Here is a 422-nt window from a genome sequence, read left to right as displayed (position 1 = left end):
GCGTAATATGCACACCCCGCGCCGCTGCGAAAAGCGAAGCGGCACTGCTCTTTAACAATTTATCAGACAATCTGTGTGGGCACTCAGGTGACATGGATTCTTAATGTCYTCGGACACTAAATGAATACCAAGTCTCACGGGTGAACACGTAATTCATTACGGTTTAATTCGATGAGCATCAAACTTTAAATTGAAGAGTTTGATCMTGGCTCAGAKTGAACGCTGGCGGYAGGCCTAACACATGCAAGTCGAACGGTAACAGGAAGCAGCTTGCTSCTYSGSTGACGAGTGGCGGACGGGTGAGTAATGTCTGGGAAACTGCCTGATGGAGGGGGATAACTACTGGAAACGGTAGCTAATACCGCATAACGTCGCAAGACCAAAGAGGGGGACCTTCGGGCCTCTTGCCATCAGATGTGCCC

Annotated in this window: 1 rRNA gene; it reads left to right on the top strand. The window is 49.8% G+C overall.

What is annotated here, in order from left to right:
* Nucleotides 1-187: 187 nt before the first annotated feature.
* Nucleotides 188-422, top strand: a 16S ribosomal RNA gene (locus AC1DC5_RS19050); the annotation flags it as partial.

Source organism: Arthrobacter sp. 10L424, from assembly GCF_056395325.1.
The sequence above is the reverse complement of the archived record's forward strand: the minus strand, read 5'-3'. Positions and strand labels throughout refer to the sequence as shown.